At 53.7% G+C, this 16064-nt stretch carries 17 protein-coding genes, 1 tRNA gene and 2 pseudogenes; 9 read left to right on the top strand and 11 right to left on the bottom strand.

The annotated features are described in order from the left end of the window. Window positions 1-378 precede the first annotated feature (378 nt). Window positions 379-714, bottom strand: a complete 336-nt coding sequence (locus Q1A48_RS08925) for a hypothetical protein (protein ID WP_299943677.1) — start codon at window positions 712-714, stop codon at window positions 379-381. A 155-nt stretch (window positions 715-869) separates the two neighbouring features. Beyond that, entirely contained in the window at window positions 870-1034 is a 165-nt protein-coding gene (locus tag Q1A48_RS08920) for a hypothetical protein (protein ID WP_299943675.1), read from the bottom strand. 41 nt (window positions 1035-1075) lie between these two features. On the opposite strand from Q1A48_RS08920, the gene Q1A48_RS08915 reads away from it, so the two are divergent. After that, a complete protein-coding gene (locus Q1A48_RS08915) occupies window positions 1076-1297 on the top strand; it encodes a hypothetical protein (RefSeq protein ID WP_299943672.1) in 222 nt (73 codons plus the stop codon). A 4-nt stretch (window positions 1298-1301) separates the two neighbouring features. Further along, window positions 1302-2504 (top strand): tyrosine-type recombinase/integrase, encoded by a 1203-nt coding sequence (locus tag Q1A48_RS08910; RefSeq protein ID WP_299943667.1) that lies wholly within the window; start codon window positions 1302-1304, stop codon window positions 2502-2504. A 92-nt stretch (window positions 2505-2596) separates the two neighbouring features. Here the strand turns inward: Q1A48_RS08910 and Q1A48_RS08905 are convergent. The 5 genes from Q1A48_RS08905 to pheS all read right to left on the bottom strand — a co-directional run bounded on the left by Q1A48_RS08905 (window position 2597) and on the right by pheS (window position 7103). Then, window positions 2597-2673 (bottom strand) — tRNA-Pro (locus Q1A48_RS08905). Between the two features lie 121 nt (window positions 2674-2794). Then, a complete protein-coding gene (locus tag Q1A48_RS08900; protein ID WP_299943664.1) occupies window positions 2795-3148 on the bottom strand; it encodes a MerR family transcriptional regulator in 354 nt (117 codons plus the stop codon). Continuing rightward, window positions 3132-3434 (bottom strand): integration host factor subunit alpha, encoded by a 303-nt coding sequence (gene ihfA, locus Q1A48_RS08895; protein ID WP_299943661.1) that lies wholly within the window; start codon window positions 3432-3434, stop codon window positions 3132-3134. Before ihfA ends, Q1A48_RS08900 begins: the two co-directional genes overlap by 17 nt. A 129-nt stretch (window positions 3435-3563) precedes the next feature. Continuing rightward, entirely contained in the window at window positions 3564-5939 is a 2376-nt protein-coding gene (gene pheT / locus Q1A48_RS08890; RefSeq protein ID WP_299943659.1) for a phenylalanine--tRNA ligase subunit beta, read from the bottom strand. A 141-nt stretch (window positions 5940-6080) separates the two neighbouring features. After that, on the bottom strand, window positions 6081-7103 hold the full coding sequence (pheS, locus tag Q1A48_RS08885) for a phenylalanine--tRNA ligase subunit alpha (protein WP_299943656.1): 1023 nt from the start codon (window positions 7101-7103) through the stop codon (window positions 6081-6083). Between the two features lie 333 nt (window positions 7104-7436). Here pheS and Q1A48_RS08880 point away from each other — a divergent pair. From Q1A48_RS08880 to Q1A48_RS21800, 3 genes and pseudogenes are all read left to right on the top strand, one after another. After that, window positions 7437-7935, top strand: a pseudogene (locus Q1A48_RS08880) (integrase core domain-containing protein). A 135-nt stretch (window positions 7936-8070) separates the two neighbouring features. Then, on the top strand, window positions 8071-8331 hold the full coding sequence (locus tag Q1A48_RS08875) for a hypothetical protein (protein ID WP_299943653.1): 261 nt from the start codon (window positions 8071-8073) through the stop codon (window positions 8329-8331). 138 nt (window positions 8332-8469) lie between these two features. Next, window positions 8470-8682 (top strand): annotated as a pseudogene (locus tag Q1A48_RS21800) (sulfatase-like hydrolase/transferase); the annotation flags it as partial. A gap of 27 nt (window positions 8683-8709) precedes the next feature. On the opposite strand, the gene Q1A48_RS08870 reads toward Q1A48_RS21800, so the two are convergent. The 3 genes from Q1A48_RS08870 to Q1A48_RS08860 all read right to left on the bottom strand — a co-directional run bounded on the left by Q1A48_RS08870 (window position 8710) and on the right by Q1A48_RS08860 (window position 11118). After that, window positions 8710-8907 (bottom strand): hypothetical protein, encoded by a 198-nt coding sequence (locus Q1A48_RS08870; RefSeq protein WP_299943650.1) that lies wholly within the window; start codon window positions 8905-8907, stop codon window positions 8710-8712. 495 nt (window positions 8908-9402) lie between these two features. Beyond that, window positions 9403-9771, bottom strand: coding sequence for a hypothetical protein (locus tag Q1A48_RS08865; protein ID WP_299943647.1), 369 nt, complete (start codon window positions 9769-9771; stop codon window positions 9403-9405). A 123-nt stretch (window positions 9772-9894) separates the two neighbouring features. Beyond that, a complete protein-coding gene (locus Q1A48_RS08860; protein WP_299943644.1) occupies window positions 9895-11118 on the bottom strand; it encodes a CaiB/BaiF CoA-transferase family protein in 1224 nt (407 codons plus the stop codon). A 139-nt stretch (window positions 11119-11257) separates the two neighbouring features. Here Q1A48_RS08860 and Q1A48_RS08855 point away from each other — a divergent pair, with 139 nt between their 5' ends. Continuing rightward, on the top strand, window positions 11258-11575 hold the full coding sequence (locus Q1A48_RS08855) for a DUF962 domain-containing protein (protein ID WP_299943642.1): 318 nt from the start codon (window positions 11258-11260) through the stop codon (window positions 11573-11575). A 9-nt stretch (window positions 11576-11584) separates the two neighbouring features. On the opposite strand, the gene Q1A48_RS08850 is transcribed toward Q1A48_RS08855, so the two are convergent. Continuing rightward, entirely contained in the window at window positions 11585-12961 is a 1377-nt protein-coding gene (locus tag Q1A48_RS08850; RefSeq protein WP_299943639.1) for a TyrR/PhhR family helix-turn-helix DNA-binding protein, read from the bottom strand. A 240-nt stretch (window positions 12962-13201) separates the two neighbouring features. Here Q1A48_RS08850 and phhA point away from each other — a divergent pair, with 240 nt between their 5' ends. The 3 genes from phhA to Q1A48_RS08835 all read left to right on the top strand — a co-directional run bounded on the left by phhA (window position 13202) and on the right by Q1A48_RS08835 (window position 16056). Further along, window positions 13202-14008, top strand: coding sequence for a phenylalanine 4-monooxygenase (phhA, locus tag Q1A48_RS08845; protein ID WP_299943636.1), 807 nt, complete (start codon window positions 13202-13204; stop codon window positions 14006-14008). Between the two features lie 312 nt (window positions 14009-14320). Further along, window positions 14321-14797: an Lrp/AsnC family transcriptional regulator gene (locus Q1A48_RS08840; RefSeq protein ID WP_299943633.1), complete on the top strand. Its 477-nt coding sequence runs from the start codon at window positions 14321-14323 to the stop codon at window positions 14795-14797. Between the two features lie 89 nt (window positions 14798-14886). Next, a complete protein-coding gene (locus tag Q1A48_RS08835; protein ID WP_299943630.1) occupies window positions 14887-16056 on the top strand; it encodes a cation:proton antiporter in 1170 nt (389 codons plus the stop codon). The last annotated feature ends 8 nt before the right edge of the window (window positions 16057-16064 follow it).

Genomic DNA, 16064 nt, shown 5'->3' with positions numbered 1-16064 from the left:
AACTTGATATGTGGCAGCATCATGTTTTTAATGATGGCAGCTAATAGAGTCGAGGAGGTAAACTGGGTCGGAAATATATTCGTGCAGTATTTAATTGCTGGAGTTATCTGGTATTTAATGCCCAGGCACGTTAAGTTGCTACAACAACCGGGCAGCGATGGGAAGTAACTGGCGTCTGGTATTGCAAAGCATCCGAGTATTTCATCCATAGAACGGCCGAACAGCCGAATTACAGCCATAAAAAAGCCCCGCCGGATTAACCAGACGGGGCTTTCAAAGGGGGGTATGGTCCCGCTGCGCATACTTCGCGACAGCTTATACAAAGTTAGTCCATATGGACGTATGGTGTCAATACATACAGGCTGTTTTTAAATACAGTTATGCGGCATTCTGCGACAAAAAGAAAGCTTCCACCGTTGCTTCAACAATTTGACACATTTTTTCAACCCAGGGCTTTGACTTTTTGACCTTCCTGGCCACATCCTGCATTTCCCATCTGTAATAATACCGCAACCAAAAAACCTTCTTCTCCAGCGCGGCTTTCTCCTTGTCCTGGCGCCTAGCTATCACATTCAACGGTTTGTAAACGGCTGTCAACGGATGCTCAACCGTTGTCAACGGCTTGTAAACGGCCGTTAACAACTTGTAAACAGCTGTTAACACATTTGTTAACGGTCGGTAAACGGTCGCCAACGGAGCCGAAACGGTTGCCATCTGACGCTAAACAGCTGTTAACAGTAGGTAAACGGTTGTTAACGGAAGAGCAAGATTCCTCAACGCCTTCTAAACAGTTGTCAACGGGCTGTAAACGGCCTTCAACGCCAGCTAAACGGCTGTCAACGGTCGGTAAACGGCATGTAAACGCCGACCTAAGCCAGGAACAGATTGATCTGGCTGACCGTATTTGCGCCGGTGAATTCGGCGCCCGTCCCGTGTTGAGGCGCATCAACAACGCCGTGCGCGGCGGCAACAGATTCGTTAAACCCATTTTCGATGCCCTGGAGCAGGCAGGAAAACTCACCCGGGACGGCCATGGATTTTGTTTGGCTGAAGACCAAAGGATAGGAGAGCCCACATGACAGAACTGACTACCCACACCCGCGCTAACAAGGAATTTTTTGCCAGGGGGTCTGCACCGAGCCGAAAACAGTGGTGCGAGTGGATTGAGCAGGGTGCGATTCGCGGTAAAGTAATAGACGGCAAGCCATACGTTGACGCCAACCATTTCGCCGCGAATGATTTCTTATCCCCGCTTAGTGAAGCTGAACAAGTCACCGCAATGGACTTATTGAGATAAGAGCATGGCCAGGCCCAAAAAACCCCGCATAGTAGATGGGGTAGAATTGGTAGATAATCTTTACCCGGACCCCCGCAAGCGTCCGGGCTATTACCGTTATTTACGCGCCGATGGTTCCAACAAAATTTTTAAAGCGTCTTCTGTGGTGGAGGCCAACAAAATAGCCTCTGATGCCAATACAATCAGGGACATCATTGTACCTCCCACCACACATAGCCCCAGCCGTCAGCAGCTTGCCTACCATATCCCACTCTATATCGCTTATCAGCAGCGTTTGAACCCTTTACTTAGAGATAAGAAAAGCTGGAAAAACCAGGTATATGCCCTTAACCAGTTTGCTGAGCAGTTTAACAAATTCAACCTTGGCCAGATTGCCTGGGTGAACATATCAAACTGGTGGGATGAGCTGACTTTCAACCAACAGAAACTTCGCCATGCAGAGTTTAGAAAGCTGTTTAACTGGTTGATGTCACAGAATCTCTTACCAAAACTGAAATACAACCCGTTTACCACTGCCGATGATCGCCCTCGCCTGCTGCCCAAGCAGAAACCCTACAAAGCACGCAACACCCTGACACAGAAAGAATACTGGGCCATTTACCGCCAAGCCGGGGAAATGGAGCTGGAGGGGCTTCAGGTTGCCATGGCATTGTCTTTGTTGACCGCCTGGCGTAGGGAGGATATATGCAATCTGCGTTGGGACAAAAATCTCAAGGGCCGCACCCTACAGCTGGTCATTGGTAAGTCTGCCGCACAGAAAGGATCTGCCAGAGCAGCGCGCCATGCTTGGAATCTTACCCTGTACCCTCAGTTGGCCAAGGTTATCAACCGGGCACGGGAACTGAGCCTGAAAAACCGTTGCTGCCCCTTTGTAGTTAGCCATTGGCCAAAGCGGAGAGTCTGGAACCAGGGGAAGGTGCATATGGCCCAGATAATGCCTGGGCGCCTAAGCAACTTGTTTGCCGAAGCTCGCGATGCAACCGGGCTGTTTACTCGGCTGAATGAGGGTGCCCCGCCCTCATTCCATGAAGTCCGCGGCCTGGCTTCCACCCTGTATCGGGTTGCAGGATACAAGGTCGAGGAGATTCAGGATCTCATGGCACATGAGAGTAAAGGCACTACGCTGGACTACCAGGACGAGGAAGCGCTGCCCTTCACACAGATGGATATCCGATTGAGCGATGATGTGTTAGGTGGGGAGTTTTAGAGTTTTTGTGCAGGGTTTTTGTGCAGTTTTTGTGCGTTGTTGAATTCAACGCATGAGGGTTTTTAGAATACTTTTATAAAACAATAAGTTATTGGTCGGAGCGGCCGGATTTGAACCGACGACCACCACACCCCCAGTGTGGTGCGCTACCAGGCTGCGCTACGCTCCGAAACTTTTCAATGATCCATCTCTCTAACTAATTGATTTTTAAAGAGATAGTGAATTATTAAGGCGCAAATCATACAGGAGTGGTAGGGGATTGCAAGTCTGGATTAGAGTATTGCTATCAATTATTTCAGAAGGGTCAAAACGCTTTTCAGTTCTGCAATAACCCCGGTCAACACTTGCTGAAGCTGCGCGACTTCTGCCTTCTCGCTGCCAACCTCAATCTGCTGGCGGGCCCCACCGATGGTATAGCCCTCTTCATACAAAAGCGCACGAATCTGGCGTATCATGATGACGTCCTGATGCTGATAATAACGGCGGTTACCTCGACGCTTGACGGGCTTCAAGTGTGGGAACTCCTGCTCCCAGTAACGCAGGACATGGGGTTTGACAGCGCAGAGTTCACTGACTTCGCCGATAGTGAAGTAGCGCTTACCGGGAATAGCTGGCAATTCGGAGCTATTACTCGCTTCCAGCATATTCCTCTACTCGCGCCTTGAGTTTTTGGCCCGGTTTAAAGGTAACAACCCTGCGGGCGGAGATGGGAATTTCCTCACCGGTTTTGGGATTGCGGCCGGGGCGCTGACTTTTGTCGCGTAGATCAAAGTTGCCAAAGCCCGAGAGTTTTACCTGTTCGTTACTTTCCAGCGCATTGCGGATTTCCTCGAAGAAGTATTCGACAATCTCTTTCGCTTCGCGCTTGTTAAAGCCCAGCTCTTCGTACAGTCTCTCGGCAAGCCCGGCCTTGGTCAGTGCCTCTGTCATTGGATCCCACCAATTGATTCAGAGGCGTCGACTTCAGATCGTAAGCAGACCAAACCTCGGCAGCTCTCAACCCGATAGCAGACGCTCTCAGGGTGCAATTCAGCCTTCACCAAAGAGCATCATGCTCTATTAGCGCAAACTAGCGTTATACATTTCTTCCAGTTTTCCGACCACCGCCTCTATAGCGGCATTGATTTCTTCGTCATTAAGGGTGCGTGAGGAATGCTGAAAGGTCAAGCCCAATGCGACACTTTTTCTATTTAAATCAATGCCTTTACCCTGATAGACATCAAATATTTTGAGGTCGATCAAGGTTTCGCCAGCTGCGGCAACAGTGGCTTTCACCAAGCTGTTGGCAGGTACATCCGCATCGATCAGCAAGGCAAGATCACGGCGCACTTCCGGAAACTTGGACAAGGGGCTGAAAACAGGCACCCGCCCTTTTCCCATCGCTTCAAGACTGAGCTCGAACACAAAGGCGGGCTTCCGGAGGGCAAGTTTCTTTTGTACCTGAGGATGTAGGGCACCGATTATCCCCATTTCGCAATTACCACGCATAATCTTAGCGGTCTGTCCGGGGTGCAGTGCTGGGTGCTTAGCGGTCTCAAAGTGGAACTCCTCAGAGGCACCAGTATGGGCCAACAGGGCCTCAACATCGGCTTTGATGTCATAGAAGTCCACAGCATCTTTATTTCCCGTCCAGTTTTCCGCGAAACGGCTCCCATAAACTAAACCGGCAAGCATTTGTTCCTGGCGCAGCTGGGGGCCGGGTACAAAACGTAAACCTGTCTCAAACAGACGCGCTCGATTCTGCTGGCGGTTGAGATTGTATTGCAAAACCTTGCACAGACCCGGTAACAAGCTTGTGCGCATCACCGCTAGCTCTGCACTAATCGGATTTTGCAGCGCAACCGGCTCTGCTTGCGGATCGAACAATACAGCACTGTCGCTATCGATAAAGCTGAAGGTGATCGCCTCGAAGTAGCCATGGGCCAGCAAGATCTGCTCGAATTCGCGCTGGGCAGTCTCGCTCTCAGGTCGCGGGGCAATTTCCAACTGGGCAGCAAAGCTCTCACCTGGAATTCGATTGTAGCCATACACGCGGGCCAGCTCTTCGAGCAAGTCCGCCTCAATCGCGAGGTCAAATCGAAAGCTCGGGGCGAGAAAGGTCCACCCCTCTTCATTTTGGTCGATTTTTTCCAGGCCCAGGCGGGTGAGGATATCGACGATTTCATTATCAGTCAGGGTAACACCAAGACCCTGCTGAACCCTTGCACGTCGCAGGGTAATGTGGCGCTCGGCGGGCATGGTTTCACTCAGTTCGCGTATATGTACCGGACCAGGCTCACCGCCAACAATATCCAGCAACAACTGGGTGGCCCGCTCGACAGCCTTTTCCTGTAAGCGATAATCGACACCGCGCTCGAAGCGGTGGGAGGAATCCGTATGTAACCCATATGAGCGCGCCTTCCCGGCAATAGCAACCGGATTAAAGAAGGCACTCTCAAGAAAAAGATGCTGAGTGTCTCCGGTTACCGAGGTATCCAGGCCACCCATAATACCGGCTATTGCCAGGGGCTTTTCCTCATCTGCAATCAGAAGGGTACCCTCTTGCAGTTTGACCTTCTGGCTATCGAGCAAGGTCAGTTCCTCACCAGGCTCTGTCATGCGCACTTTGATACCACCGGAAAGCTTCTCTAGGTCGAAAGCGTGCATGGGTTGGCCCAGTTCCAGTAAGACATAGTTAGTGACATCAACCACCGGATCAATACTGCGTAAACCGCCGCGGCGCAGGCGTTCCTGCATCCAAAGAGGCGTCTGGGCCTTGATATCAATATTGCGAATCACCCTGCCTACATAACGCGGGCAGGCAGCCTCTGCCAGCAGGGATACCGGCAGGCTTTGGTCATTCTGCTGGGATACCGGGCCAATTTCCGGCCCCTGTACTGTACAGCGGTTCAGCACCCCAACTTCGCGAGCAATACCGGCTACGCTGAGACAGTCAGAACGGTTGGGGGTAAGATCCACCTCAATGGTTTCATCATCCAATTCCAGGTATTCGTACAGGTCGGTACCGGTGGGTGCCATTTCCGGCAGCTCCCAAATACCGTCACCGCCTTCTCCAAGCTCCAATTCTGCCTGCGCACAAAGCATACCGAAGCTCTCTACGCCGCGCAGTTTGGCCCTCTTGATCCTGACACCACCCGGCAGTTTGGCGCCCACCAGAGCGAAGGGTACCTTGATGCCGATGCGAGCATTTGAAGCGCCGCACACCACCTGCATCTCCCCTTCGGGATGCCCCGCCACTTTACACACCCTCAGTTTGTCTGCATCCGGGTGCTGCTCGCAGGTGACAATCTCACCAACAACCACGCCAGAGAAATCGCCCGCAACTTTCTCAACACCTTCCACTTCCAAGCCAGCCATGGTGATTTGATCGGCCAGATCCTGAGTGGTCAACTCTGGATTTACCCATTCCCGCAGCCAGGAGTTACTGAATTTCATAGTCAATCTCTTTCTGTATTCCATCAGCGCAGCTTTATGCGCAACTAATCAAAGGCGCAAAAACTTGCAGCGCAGGCACTTACAATTTGGACCCGCATATCAATACGAGTAGCCCCGCGCTACTCGCTCTCATATATTCAGCTAGAACTGTTTTAGGAAGCGCAGATCATTGTCGAAAAATAAGCGCAGATCATTGACGCCATAACGCAGCATGGCGAGACGTTCAATGCCGACACCAAAAGCAAAACCCGAGTATCGCTCACTGTCGATATCACAGGCGGCAAAAACATTCGGATGCACCATGCCGCAACCGAGAATCTCCAACCAGCCACTACCAGAGCACACACGACAGCCCTCTCCGCCACAGGCAGTACACTGAATATCGACCTCCGCGGAGGGTTCGGTAAAAGGGAAGTAAGAAGGGCGAAAGCGCACCGGGACTTCTGCTTCAAAGAAAGCGCGCAGAAACTGGTCGATACAACCCTTCAGATGGGCGAAGCTAATATTCTCTCCAATAACCAAACCTTCCACTTGATGGAACATGGGGGAGTGAGTGACATCTGAGTCGCATCGATACACACGTCCCGGACAGATAATGCGAAGCGGTGGGGATTTCTTCTCCATAGTGCGAATCTGCACAGAAGAAGTGTGGGTTCTCAGTACGGTTGCCGGATCTATGTAGAAAGTATCATGCATCGCCCGCGCCGGGTGATGAGCGGGAATATTCAGCGCTTCGAAGTTGTAGTAGTCCTGCTCTATCTCTGGGCCAGTTTCAATGGAGAAACCGATGCTTATGAAAAACGCTTCTACCCGCTTTAAGGTGCGGGTAATAGGGTGAGCATTACCCTGCTCTTCGCCGCGCCCAGGCAAAGTGACATCAATGGTCTCCAGCGCCAGCTTCGCATCAATTGCCTCTTGCTCCAGCATAGTGCGGCGCAGGTTAATCTTGTCCTGCACCAGCCGTGTAGCTTCGTTGATTTTGGCTCCCGCTGCCGGGCGCTCACCCGCAGACAACCTGCCCAGCCCCTTCAGCAGCGCCGTCAGTAAGCCCTTCTTGCCCAGATAATCAATACGTACCTGATCTAATACGGCCAGGTCGTCGGCCCTCTTCACCAGTCCCAAAGCCTGCTCTGTGAGGAGCTGCAACTCTTCTACTCTGTCCATAAAATAACAATAAAATCAATTAGTTGACAATTTTTGATGCAGAATAGCTATCATTCATACACCTGCCGGGAAGAGCATTATAACAGTGCCAGTAACTTGCGCGCCTACCCCTCGATTCCCAGCAACCCGAATTCCAGACCATGCCCAGGGAAGTACGATATATAGATCGCCTACCTGCCTGCATATCTACATCGAGAGCACAGCCGACAAAAATGCATCAAACAAAACAAAGTCACTTGCAAGCAGCAATTATCCTGTATAGTAAAATCGGGGCATCACCTCATGAATCGCCCTGGGTTTCTCGGAGGCTAACTTTCTTGAGAGAATTAGCCAATGATCAAACAATCTGGATACTCCCCCGAGGTACGAGAACGTGCAGTTCGCATGGTGTTAACCGGCGAGAACGAACATAAATCACGCTGGGAAGCGATTACATCTATCGCCTCCAAGATCGGCTGTACGCCTGAGACTCTACGATCATGGGTCAACAAGATGGAAGTCGATCACGGCACTAAGCCCGGCACCACTAGTGGTGCTGCAGCCCGCCTTAAAGAGCTGGAGCGCGAAGTCCGCGAGCCGCTTCCAAGCGTCAGTCGGCAGCGTTGGCGACTCCTACGACAACGCACTGGCAGAAACCATCAACGGCTTATTCAAGGCGGAGGTCATCCACAGAACAGGCCCCTGGAAAGAGCTGGATGAGGTTGAACGCGCAACCTTGACCTGGGTCGACTGGTTTAACCATCGCCACATTCTCGAGCCGATTGGCGATATGCCTCCAGCCGAATACGAAAAGCTGTATTATCAGCAAGCCGAGTCTGCCCAAGCGGCATGACTCAAATCAAATTGCCTCCGGCAAACCCAGGGTGATTCAATGTAAGGCGAACCGGGAGGTTTGGATGGTGCCGTGACTATGCCTTCCATTATCCATAAATTTGGTTATGTGACCTAGGGTGCCAGTAAATGGCATATGTACAAGAATCAGGGCTCACTGCCGCAGAATGTTGGTTACGGCGACTTCCGCGGCCTCTTCGGTGTGTCCGATATGTATACGGAATGGCAGGACGTGTATTTCAACCCGGAATTGGCGTTGTCACCCGAGCGCTTTGCGATGATGGAAAAGAAGCAGTTCAATCACAACGATGTTCACTGTACTCCACTAGATAGGAATACAAGCAAAGATATCCGACTGATCAACCTGGACTATATCACAGTCCTCGATGAAGCCTAAATGCAATACAGCATCAAACGCATGAAGGATTCTGACAACCCCTTTTTTCTGTACCACGCAACCCGCGGTTGCCGTTTCGACAACTAACCCTCTGACAAGTGGGCCGGCAAGTCCAGAGTCTGAACCGTATATGGTGACTTTATGGTACAAATGGACTACGTACTGGCGCAACTGGTGAAAGCATTGCAGGAAACCGGGCAATCGGAAAATACACTGGTTTTCCTGACTTCCGATAATGGCCCAGGCTGCGAGGTTCCACCCCACGGTCGCACGCCCTTCAGGGGCTGCAAGGGATCCAGCCAGTTGGGAAGGAGGTATCAGAGTGCCGAGCTTCGCCTACTGGGCGGATAACGGCCAGTCCGCACACCGCAGCCGCCCCTAGACAATGAACCAGTACTTTTCCCCATACGTGTCGACAAATTCAAATATGTCAGAACCGCTAAAGTCCAGGATGGCGCCGTACAGCGGGGCTACTGGGGCGGGTTTAGTGACCCCATCTTCGTCGAAAGTGGCGGGACCACCCTGTTCAATCTGTTCGCCAACCCTCAGGAGGACATCAATAATGGAGTGCGCCATATCCCGATGTTGGTACCGGTGATGGCGGCAGCCGCTGACTATATGAAAGACCTGATCAAGTACCCATCGCAGTTCAAGATCGGCTTTATCTCCAACAACCCCCGATCTACGATCCACTTCCCCAGGCAAAAGAAAAACTTGAACGGTTTGAGCAGGAGGATGCGGGCAGGTACCAGCGGCCATAAATAAACGCCAGTGGACGCCCACATCTCCTCTGCGGTGACTCATCTTCAGTAAAACGGCAAAAAATACCTCCCGGAAATTTGTAGCAGCGAGTACCCGGCAGGTTCCTCCTGCATGACAGAACCAAGCCCGGTCTTAGACGCCATAACCATGCGCACTCGTGCTCTGAAGGAGGGCATTGCATATAGATGAAACCGCAGTCAACTTTTTATCAGCACGAATGTGTGGCTGCTTTTGCTGTGCTGCCGCGAACCGCGCCTGGTAGCGGTGCCACCGCCTATACCAGCGCTTAGTAGCTGGCGAATACTGCAGCTAAATACTCGCATTCACCTCAACTTTAATGCCCACCGGATCATAAAAGATCAGTTGTTCAATCGCTCCGCCGGGAACCAGCACCTGCTCACAGACAATACGGAGACAGTCCAAGCGTTCCTTTATCGGCCGCAGGTCATCAGTGTGGAAGGCTATATGATCCAGGTAAGTTGTTGCTGGCTGTTGTTCCCCGGTATCCCCCTCAATCAGATGCACTATGGGCCTGCCATTCCCATAGAGCCAGAAGCCTCTGCGAGCGAAATGAGGGCGGTTGCCCTCAGTAAGGCCGAGGACTGTTTTGTAAAAATCCCGCACGCGAATGAGTATTTCCATGGGTGCGGTGATGTTGAAATGATCCAGCTGTATCACATTCTACCCAGTTTTTCTTTGGCAAATAAATGAGTCTCACCGCTTAGTTTGCAGTATCAATAAGGTTTATCCATGCACGTCCCGGTGAGCCCGATTACAAAAACCAGCTGCCACACAAAACAATTATAGCGCCCCGTTTTCACGCAGCTTGACGATCTGTTCTGCACTTTTACCCAGTAATTCGCGCAGAACTTCTTCTGTGTGCTCCCCCAACAACGGCGGGGCCTGTCGGTAATCCAGGGCAGTTTCGGAAAAGCGTACCGGATTGCGCACAGTCTTGACTTTGCCGGCTCTGGGATGGTCCTGCTCAATTACCATCCCGCGCATTTGTACCTGGGGATCGGCAAACACTTCATCCAGGGTGTTAATCGGGCCGCAGGGAACATGGACGTCGCTTAATTGCTTCAGCCACCAGGCTGATTCCTGTTGGCGAGTGGCCTCTTCGATTTGCGGTATCAACTGGGCGCGGGCGATGACGCGCGCGGCATTGGTGGCGTACGCGGGATTTTCGGCGATATCTGCTACCCCGGCGATATTGCAGAAGCGTTTAAACTGGTCATCGTTACCCACTGCCAGCATAAAATAGCCATCTCTGGACGGCACCGCCTGATAGGGCACGATATTGGGATGACCAGTGCCCTGCCGCTCGGGATTTTTACCAGAGGTCAGGTAGTTCTGTGCCTGGTTGGCGAGCCAGGCCACCTGGGTGTCCAGCAGCGCCAGATCGATATGCTGCCCTAGACCGGTCTTCTGGCGGTACACCACTGCAGCAAGGACTGCGGATACGGCGTACATACCCGTCATCAGATCGGCGACGGCAACCCCCACTTTTTGCGGGCCGGCGCCGGGCTGGCCCTCCGCCACACCGGTGATACTCATAAGGCCGCCCATACCCTGAATCATGGCATCATAGCCGGCATGGTTTTTATAGGGGCCTGTCTGGCCGAATCCGGTGATAGAGCAATAGATCACAGCGGGATTGAACGCCTTGATAGACGCGTAATCCAGGCCATATTTTTGCAGACCGCCCACCTTATAGTTTTCCAGCACTATGTCACAGCGCGCCGCCATCTGCCTGATCAAATCCTGGCCCACCTCAGTGGTGATATCCACGGTAACGGATTTCTTACCTCGATTGGCGCTGAGGTAGTAAGCAGCGTCAGGGGTATCCTTACCCCTCTCGTCTTTCAGGTAGGGAGGGCCCCAGTGGCGGGTATCATCGCCGCGCCCCGGTCTCTCCACTTTGATCACTTCCGCACCAAAATCGGCAAATACCTGGCCGGCCCAGGGGCCGGCGAGAATACGACTGAGATCGAGTACCTTTAAATGCGCGAGCGGACCTGCCATAACTTCCTCTTTTCACTGGTATCAGGGGCAACCCCAAGAAAAATTATGCGGCAGCCTAGCAGATAACCCGCGATAGCGCCCAGCTTGGAAGTCCGCAGCAATCGCCGTACACTGGGACGAAAATAAAAGGAGGCGTAGCATGGCCGCTCAGGAAACCGAAACATTCAAATCCTTTCGCGACTTCTACCCTTTCTACCTGCAGGAGCACCGCAACCTGACCTGTCGGCGCCTGCACTTTGTCGGCACCGGCCTGGTGATTACCTGTGTAATTGTGGCAGCCGTCACCTTCAATTTGCTGTGGCTGGCAGCAACCCCCATCGCGGGATACGGTTTTGCCTGGGCCGGACACTTTTTCTTCGAGCACAACCGTCCGGCCACCTTCAAATACCCGCTCTACAGCCTCCTGGGTGATTTTGTGATGTTCAGGGATATGTTGCTTGGGCGCATCGCGCGTTGAGCGGTCCCCTTACTTTTTCTGCGGCGGCAAGCCGTACTTGCGCAACTTGTTGGCAACGGTGGTATGAGAAATCCCGAGCTCCTTTGCCAGCTCCCTGGTAGAGAGGCGACTGGCAGCCAGGTCCCCAAGTACTGCCCGCTCCAATTGCTCCATGATTTCCCTGTATGTGAGCCCCCGGCCCCAATCCCGCCAGGGCAACAGGGCCTGCGGGAACAATTCCGGCGCATCCTGTCTGTCAATGCGACGGGTACCGCGCCTTCGACAACGGGCAGCCGCAGCCACCAGGTAATCGCGCAAACCATGAAAATTCTCCGGCCAGTCGTGCCGCCTGATCAGGTCCTGTACCGCCTCGCCCAAATCCAGTGCATCCATTTCTGGGTATTCCTGCCGCAACAGTGTTGCGGCGAAGCGCGAGAGTGCCGGGCGCATCCTGCGCAGGGGCGGCAGTGTTATCGCCAGGGATGAAAACATCTGCGCCAGTGCCGGTATCAGTGCGTGCAAGTCGCCGCAGGTAGCTACCAGGCGAACACTTGGCGGCAGTTCCTGTAACTGCCGCCGCAGCCCGATCTGGGCTTCCTCACTAAGGCGGTGCAGATCCTCCAGTATCAAAGTCTCTGTGGCGTGCAGGTGAGTGGGAAGCGCAAAGTTCCCTTCGCAGGGCGCAATGCGGACACCACCCGCGCGGGCAGCCGAGGGAGACAAATAGTGCACCGCACTGGCAAACGTACTTTTGCCAGTGCCACGCTCCCCGACAATCAGTAACGGCACGGTCAATGCCGCCAGATCCCGCAGCTGTAAACAGCTCTGCCGGCGCAGGTCAAAATCCCAAAGCGCCATGGGGCGAAGTGGTTGGGAAATAAGTGCGTTCTGCTCTTGGGCATGCAGCCTCAATACCGCACCGGCCATGGAATCCACGCCAGAGGGATCATCTCCCAGGGCAATAGGTGACCAGTTGAGGTAAAAATTCTGCCCGCGCACTACTGCCTGCAGGCCGTAGCGGGGTACGGAAAAATCCCGCAACAACTCGGCCACCTGCATCAAGGGCAGAAAGCGCTGCAGTTGCAACCCCGGAACCCGGTCCAGACTGACGCCAAAAACCCGCGCCGCAGCGAGATTAGCGGCAACCACCCTACCCTCGCGGTCCACACTGAGGACTGGGTCAGTCACGTGTCGCAACAGGATATCCAGCTCAAAGTAGCGCCGCTCCAGGGGCAAAAGCGCGATGCGTCGCACCCGCTTGACGCCAGGCACCCGATGCAGTGACCGCTCTATGCTCTGGTACTGGGTCGCAAGCATACCCGGCGCCAATAGGTAGACCTTGTCACCACTGTCTCCTCCAAGCTCCCCGGAAGTGACATTTATTCGATATTCACCGAAGATTTGCATGATTTCATGGAGAATACCCACTCTGTTCGCACAAGTTATCTCAACTCTCACCGCCGCACCCGTAAAGAAATCTTTACAAGAAGTGTAAATGGATCGCCCCAGGCTGCGCAATACGGCGTTCACAGCCCTCCCCTGCGGGCAGGTAACTGACTAAAAATAGGGGTAGGTATAACAACAAAGGTTCAGCGGCCGGCTGTTAGGCTCCTTCATCGGGAGTGACAGCCCGCAGGAGGCAACAGCATGAAAAAAGCAACAGCGCAAAAAAGCAGTAAATACACAGCACGCGAGCCCAACGCACAGGGCTTTATTGACTACACAGACGGGGAACACCAAACCTGGCAGCGTCTGATAGAACGCCAGTTGGACATTTTGCCCGGTCGCGCCTGCGATGAGTATATGCGCGGCCTGGCGCTTCTGGACCTGCCCCGTGAGCGCATCCCACAACTGGAGGAAGTCTCTTGCGTTCTGCGCCGGGAAACCGGCTGGGAGGTTGCAAGAGTGCCCGCACTCATCGGTTTCGAGACCTTTTTTGGCCTGCTTGCCGAGCGCAAATTCCCGGTCGCCACCTTTATCCGCACCCCAGAGGAGTTTGACTACCTACAGGAACCGGATATCTTCCATGAGATTTTTGGCCACTGCGCCATGCTGACCAATCCGGCCTTTGCCAATTTCACCGAAAAATATGGCCAGTTGGGGCTCAATGCCTCGCCCAAGGAACGCGCTTACCTGGCCCGTCTTTATTGGTTTACCGTTGAATTTGGCCTGCTCAAAACCGAGGATGGGCTGCGCATCTATGGCGGTGGCATTCTGTCTTCTCCCAAAGAGACCCTCTATGCCCTGAGCAGCGAGCCGGAGCACTTCGATTTCTCGTCGCTGTGCACATTGCGCACTCCCTATCGCATCGATATTGTTCAGCCCATTTACTATGTGCTGAACAATCTGCAACAACTGCAGGATCTCACTGAAATCGACCTGATGTCCAAGGTGCGTGAAGCGATTGAGCTGGGCCTGTTTGAACCGCGCTTTCCGCCGAAGAGCGCAGCCTAAAACAGCAGCCGGTGCCCTGCGACACCGGTCTGCCCCCCGCTCTCCCGCTCAATCACCTTATACCACCGCGCCCACCACTATCTTGCAAAATACCCCCGGAAACATTGCAATTCGGGAAAATTCCACTACCAGCACAGTTGGCCTGAGCCTATCGTTACAAAACGTGGTGTGGTTAGAGGCCAACGCCCTTCAGGCAGCGGTCACCCTCTCTACCCCCGTAACACACAGCTACCGCAGGGGCAAAGCCAGTGACGGTGTGACAATGCGCGCAGGGACACAGAGCCCCGTGGTTTTTGGGAGCACTGTAGCACTATGTCCTCACTTGACGCGATTGATAGACAACTTCTTGCTATCCTGCAATCTGACGTCAGCCTTTCCATAGAAGAGCTGGCAGAGCGTGTGGGGCTCACCAAGACGCCCTGTTGGCGCCGGGTGCAGAAGCTGGAAAAAAGCAGGATCATCCGCCGCAAGGTGGCCCTGCTCGATGCGGAAATGCTGGGGCTGCCGGTATCGGTATTTGCCCAGGTAAAAACCGGCCAGCATACCCCGGAGTGGGCGGACGCCTTTGCCGAGCATGTGGCCCAGCTGCCGGAAGTGGTTGACTGTTTTCGCATGGCTGGCAACTACGATTACCTGCTCAGGGTGGTGGTCAGCGATATTGCCGCTTATGATCGCTTCTACAAGGGGTTGATCCGTCGCGTGGGTATCAGCGATATTATTTCCAACTTCGCCCTGGAACAGATCAAGAGCACCACAGAGCTGCCTATCCCTTCGGATAAGCAGGAGTGATCCCCGCACAGACACCGGTGACGAGGTCTTTCCGCGGTTCGCTTGCCTATGGATAATGATGAATTTTCGCGCACCAATAGGGATAGCCAGTGGCGGAAAGCACCTTATTTCAATCCTTTTTCCTGATTTTTAGCGGCGCAGCGGTTGTCGCCTCTCTGGCGCTGTTCGGACGCCAGCCCCTCCTTGTTGCCTATATCGCCCTGGGTATTCTTCTGGGTCCATCCGGCTTGGCGGTGATCGATAACCTGCGCCTGCTCTCGGACATGTCCAGTGTGGGGATTATATTCCTGCTGTTTCTGCTCGGCCTGGATATGCAGCCCCAGGCGCTTGTATCGGTACTGCGCAAGGCCACGTTTGTGGGGCTGGTGAGTTGTGCGACTTTTCTTGGCCTGGGTTTTGGCCTTGGCTGGCTATTCGGCTTTACCCCCTTGGAGTGCTGGGTCATCGGCATGGCCCTGATGTTTTCCAGCACCATTATCGGCATCAAGCTGCTGCCCACTACGGTGTTGCACCACAAACACCTCGGAGAGCTGATGGTGGGGTTGCTGCTGTTTCAGGACTTTGTGGCCATCCTCTGCCTGACGATCCTGCTCAGCGACAATGCCGGCGATATGCACCTGGGGCAACTGGCCCTTTCCTTTGGCTCACTACCCTTGATAGTAATGCTTGCCTGGGGGATGGTGAAATACCTGCTGCTGCCCCTGTTTACCCGCTTCGACCGCTTTCACGAGTATGTCTTTTTGCTGGCGCTGGGTTGGTGCATGGGTATGGCGGAGCTGGCGGAGACCTTGGGCCTGTCGCGGGAGATTGGGGCTTTTATCGCTGGTATTACCCTGGCTGCCAGTCGTATCTCCCAGTACATTGCTCTGAGCCTGAAACCCCTGCGGGATTTCTTTCTCATTCTGTTTTTCTTCAGCCTCGGCGCCCAGTTTGATCTGGCGATGCTGCCGGAGATACTGATTGCGGCACTGGTCACCACAGCGGTGGTTTTACTGGCCAAACCGGTGGTGTTCCGCTACCTGCTGGGCAACCAGAGCGAACAAAAGGTACTGGCCTGGGATATCGGCTTTCGCCTCGGGCAGATCAGCGAGTTTTCCCTGCTGATCGCCCTGCTCGCGTGTGACCGGAACCTGATCGGCAGCGCCGCCTCCCATTTGATTCAGGCCACCGCGATACTGACCTTTCTGGTGTCATCCTATATCGTGGTAATGAACTTCCCCAACCCCATCGCCATCAAAGACGAGCTGCGCAGAGACTGACATGGCAC

Source organism: uncultured Microbulbifer sp., assembly GCF_947489355.1.
Taxonomy (GTDB): domain Bacteria; phylum Pseudomonadota; class Gammaproteobacteria; order Pseudomonadales; family Cellvibrionaceae; genus Microbulbifer.
This window is presented reverse-complemented; position numbering and strand designations above follow the sequence as displayed.